Consider the following 477-nt stretch of genomic DNA (forward strand, 5'->3'; position numbering starts at 1 on the left):
ACCTCTATCTGCGCTATCCCGAGATGGACGGCTACAGCGCCGCCGCGCGCGACGATTTCAACCATACCGGCGCCGCCAAGAAGATCGTCTTCCTGTCGTTCGAGCCGCGGATGATGTCGCGCGACATGAGCGGCCGCTTCGCGCCGATCTACAGCGCCCTGATCGTCAAGCCGGGCACGCCAGGTCCGGGCGGCACGACGCTCTACGGCTTCACCGAGAAATCGGGCTACCTCAACGAGGTGCTGGCGGTTGCCGACCGGCCGGGCAAGGACCCTTTCGTCGCCCGCTGCCTGAGCGGGCCAAGCGCCGAGGAATCGCTGGCGCCCTGCGAACGCGACATCCAGGTCGGCGACGATCTCAGCCTCAGCTACCGCTTCCCGCGCGAACTTCTCGAGCACTGGCAGGCGCTCGACGCCGCGATCGCCGCCAAGGTGGCAGGCATCCTGAAGACGGGACACTGAAGCGCGGCGCCGGAGC

Annotated in this window: 1 pseudogene; it reads left to right on the plus strand. The window is 67.7% G+C overall.

Annotated elements, in window-relative coordinates:
- Positions 1-461 (plus strand): annotated as a pseudogene (locus EOA38_RS38625) (hypothetical protein); the annotation flags it as partial.
- Positions 462-477 lie beyond the last annotated feature (16 nt).

The sequence above is a fragment of the Mesorhizobium sp. M1E.F.Ca.ET.041.01.1.1 genome (genome assembly GCF_003997355.1).
GTDB lineage: Bacteria > Pseudomonadota > Alphaproteobacteria > Rhizobiales > Rhizobiaceae > Mesorhizobium.